The sequence below is a fragment of the Streptomyces sp. WELS2 genome (genome assembly GCF_013870595.1).
Lineage (GTDB): Bacteria > Actinomycetota > Actinomycetes > Streptomycetales > Streptomycetaceae > Streptomyces.
On record NZ_JACBWZ010000647.1, the window covers coordinates 1 to 3621 of the forward strand.

Annotated in this window: 4 protein-coding genes and 1 pseudogene; all 5 read right to left on the reverse strand. The window is 72.6% G+C overall.

All coding sequences use genetic code 11. The annotated features are described in order from the left end of the window. Positions 1–1216 (reverse strand): copper resistance protein CopC (locus tag H5J33_RS27360; RefSeq protein WP_181797511.1); only part of this gene is annotated, 1216 nt, incomplete at its 3' end. 13 nt (positions 1217–1229) lie between these two features. Further along, positions 1230–1697 (reverse strand): copper chaperone PCu(A)C, encoded by a 468-nt coding sequence (locus H5J33_RS27365; protein ID WP_181797512.1) that lies wholly within the window; start codon positions 1695–1697, stop codon positions 1230–1232. Next, positions 1694–2347 (reverse strand): SCO family protein, encoded by a 654-nt coding sequence (locus H5J33_RS27370; RefSeq protein ID WP_181797513.1) that lies wholly within the window; start codon positions 2345–2347, stop codon positions 1694–1696. The genes H5J33_RS27365 and H5J33_RS27370 overlap by 4 nt, the downstream gene beginning before the upstream one ends. A 103-nt stretch (positions 2348–2450) precedes the next feature. Continuing rightward, positions 2451–3170: a YcnI family protein gene (locus H5J33_RS27375; protein ID WP_181797514.1), complete on the reverse strand. Its 720-nt coding sequence runs from the start codon at positions 3168–3170 to the stop codon at positions 2451–2453. 172 nt (positions 3171–3342) lie between these two features. Next, positions 3343–3621 (reverse strand): annotated as a pseudogene (locus H5J33_RS27380) (hypothetical protein); the annotation flags it as partial.

The following is a 3621-nucleotide window of genomic DNA, read 5'->3' on the forward strand; positions in this document are numbered from 1 at the left end:
CCGTCCACCGGCGGGACAGGCCCGCGATGCCGACCAGCACCGCCACCAGGGCGATCTTGGCCAGCAGCAGCTGCCCGTAGCGGGTGTCGGTGAACGCCGACCAGGAGCCGAGCTGCCGCCAGGACTGGTAGACGCCGGTGACGACGAGCACGAGGACGGAGCCGAAGGCCAGCCGGGAGAAGCGCCGGACGGCGGCGGCCTCGACCGGCTGTTCGGCGGGCGCCCGGTACAGCGCGGTCAGCAGGGCGGTGAGCCCGCCCAGCCAGGCGGCGACGGCCAGCAGATGGACGACGTCCACCGGCATGGCGAGGCCCGGCTGGAGTCCGGTGGAGGCGTGCTCGGCCATGGCCCAGCTGGTGGCGAGCCCGGCCGCCACGACCACTCCGCCGACCGCGAGCCCGAAGGTCAGGTCGCGCTTCTCGGAGACGTCCTCGCGCCGGGTGTAGGTGCCGAAGAGGACGGCGACGAACAGCGCGGCGGCGGCGAGCAGCAGCAGCCGGGAGACCAGCGCGGCCCCGGTCTTGGTCTGGAGCACCTGGCCGAGCAGGTCGAGGTCGAAGACGTCCGCGAACGCCCCCGAGGTGGTGTACGAGCCGCGCAGGAGCAGCAGCCACAGGGTGGCCGCGGTCAGCGCGATCCAGCCGCCGACGACGAGCCGCTGCACGGCCCGTACCCCCGCGCCGCGCTGCCAGCAGGCGAGCACGAAGGCCGCGCCGCCGGCGAGCACGATGAAACCGGCGTACGACACATACCGGCCGAACGCGTACAGTCCGCCCACGATCCCGCCGCCCGCGGCCGGCGCGGCGCCGGTCACGACGGTTGGCGAGGGCGCGCCGACGGAGAAGGTGTAGGCGCCGGCGACGGGGTGGCTGTCCGCGGAGACGACCTGGTAGGTGACGGTGTAGGTGCCCTTGGCCAGGCCGCTCTTCAGCTGCACGGCGTACGTCGTCCCGCTCACGTTGGCCGGGCTGCCCGTCTGCACCGGTTTGCCCCGGGGATCGAGGACGCGCACCGAGCCGTCGCTCATGGCCACCTTCTCGGAGAAGGTGAGCGACACCCGGGTGGGTGCCGTCGCGGCCACCGCCCCCTGCGCCGGGTCGCTGCCGGTCAGCGCCGCGTGGGCGGAGGCGGGAGAGGCGCCCGCCAGCAGCGCGCCGGTGACGGCGAGCAGGAGCAGCAGCAGGGTCCGCAGGCGGGGGGCGGTGGTCCGGGTCACGGTGGTCCCTCCCTCAGTGGCCGGTCGACGGGTTGTACGTCGCGGACTTCACCGGCATTTCGACGGTGAGCGGCCCCGACTTGGCGAAGGTGAGCTTCACACTGACCGTCTGGCCCTGCTTCGGCGCACGCTTCAGCTGCTCGAACATCAGGTGGTTGCCCCCGCTGCGGAACACCAGCCGGCCGTGCGCCGGTATGCGGAAGGAGGACTCCTCCGCCATGGCCCCGCCGGTGGTGCTGTGCATGGTGACCTGCCCGGCGACATCGCTGCTGACCGAGGTCAGCTCGTCGCCGGCCCCGCCCTTGTTGGTGATCGTCAGGAATCCGGCGGCCATGTCGGCGGAGACCGGCTGGGGCATGTAGGGGGAGCTGACGGACAGCTGTGCCGCCTCGGAGCCCGAGTCCGCCGCGGAGGCGGAACAGCCCGTGAGGGCCAGCGCGGCGGCGAGCGCGCCCGCGGTCAGGACGGCCCGGCGCGTCACGGGTTCGCTCCCTTGACGAGCTTGGGCAGGTCCCTGGTGTAGTCGTCGGCCGAGGCGTTCTCGCCGTAGAGGACGTAACCGGCGTCGGTCTTCGGGGAGAAGGCGACGACCTGGGTGCCGTGCATGGAGACGAGCTTGCCGTTCTTGTCCTTCTTCGTCGGCTCCACGGCGATGCCGAGGGACCGGGCGGCGGCCTGCACCTTGGCGAAGTCGCCGGTCAGGCCGATGAACGCGGGGTCGATGCCCTTGAGCCACTTGCCCAGCTCGGCGGGGGTGTCGCGGTCGGGGTCGGTGGTGACGAACACGACCTTCAGGGCGTCCTGCTCGGCCTTGGGCAGCGACTTCTTCGCGACGGCGATGTTGCTCATCGTGGCCGGGCAGATGTCCGGGCAGTGGGTGTAGCCGAAGTAGACGAGGGTCGGGTGGCCCTTGGTCTCCTTGCGGAGGTCGTACTTCTCGCCGTGGGTGTCGGTGAGGACCAGGGCCGGCTTGTCGAACGGCTGGTCGAGGACGGTGGCGGGCCTGTTCGATTCGGTGCCGCCCGAGACCACGGCGATCGGTGCGTTGTCGTCCTTCCCGCTGCCGCAGGCGGAAAGGGTCAGGGTGGCGGCGGCGAGCAGCGCCGCCGCGGCGAACGTCTTCTTGCGCATAGGAAAATGTCCCAGATGTGTGAACTCCGGCGCGCACCGGGGTCGCGCGGGGCCGCGCGGGGACGCCCCCGCGCGACGCCCGGTACGCGCTGCGGAACGAGGATCAGGCGGCGGTGCGGCGGCGGCCCGCGAAGACGCCGTAGGCCACGCCCGCGATGCCGATGACGATGCCGGCCACGCCGAGCACGCGCGCGGTGGTGTCGGTGCCGTCGCCGGAGTCCGCGGCGGCCGTGTTCTCGGTCTTGCCGGCCTTGGTGAGGGTGCTCGCCGAGCCGTGCCCGTCCTCCTCGGCGGTGGCCAGCTTCAGCACCGGGGCCGGGTTCTCCGGCTCGTCCTGGCCCTCCTGCGGGACCTCGATCCAGCGGACCACCTCCTTGTCGGAGTAGGTCTGGAGGGCCTTGAACACCAGCTGGTCGGTGTTCTCGGGCAGGGCGCCCATGGAGAGCGGGAACTTCTGGAAGAAACCGGGCTCGATGCCCTTGCCGTCGGCGGTCCAGGTGACCTTGCTGACGGCCTCGTCGATCTTCTCGCCGTGCATGGTCAGCGGCTTGGCCAGCTTGGACTTGGTGACGGTGGCCTTCCAGCCGGGCACCGGCTGCGGCATGACCGAGGCGATCGGGTGGTCGGCCGGCAGGCTGATCTCGACCTTGGTGGTCGAGGCGTCGTCGCGCTCGTTCGGGACCTTGACGTCCACGACCGCGTAGCCGCCCTTGGCCGCGGTGCCCTCCGGCTGCACGGAGACGTGCGCGAACGCGGGGACGGACAGGGCGAGGACGGCCGAGCCGGCGGCGACGGCGGCGGCGGCGATACGAGAAGCCTTCATGGCAGGGAGTACTCCACTCCGGGTGAGATGCGTTGGTGATCGGGAGTACGCGTGCGCGCGGCCCTGCCACTCGGAGCGGCCGGTACCGGTGTGCGCACGCGCGCGTGCCGCACGACGGCGGCGCCTCCCGTCCGGCTCTCTCGGATCCGGTCGTGGTGGTCGTCGCGTCGTGTCAGGCGGCGAGGAGGAGGGCGGCGGCGGGCGGACCGCGCCGGATCACCGTGTGCTGGAGTACGGCGGTGCGCGGGGCCGGGGTGTCGTCCCGCTCGGAGCGGTGGCCGCGCGGGCCGGTCCCGGTGACGGGAAGCAGCCCGGCGTACAGGGCGCGCACCAGCGCGAACGCGGCGCGCAGGGACCGTATGAGCGCCGTCTCCGTGACTCCGTACGCTCCGTGCGCCGACAGTTCGATCAGCCGCAGCACGGCCAGGTCCCCGCGGCGCAGCAGCCAGCC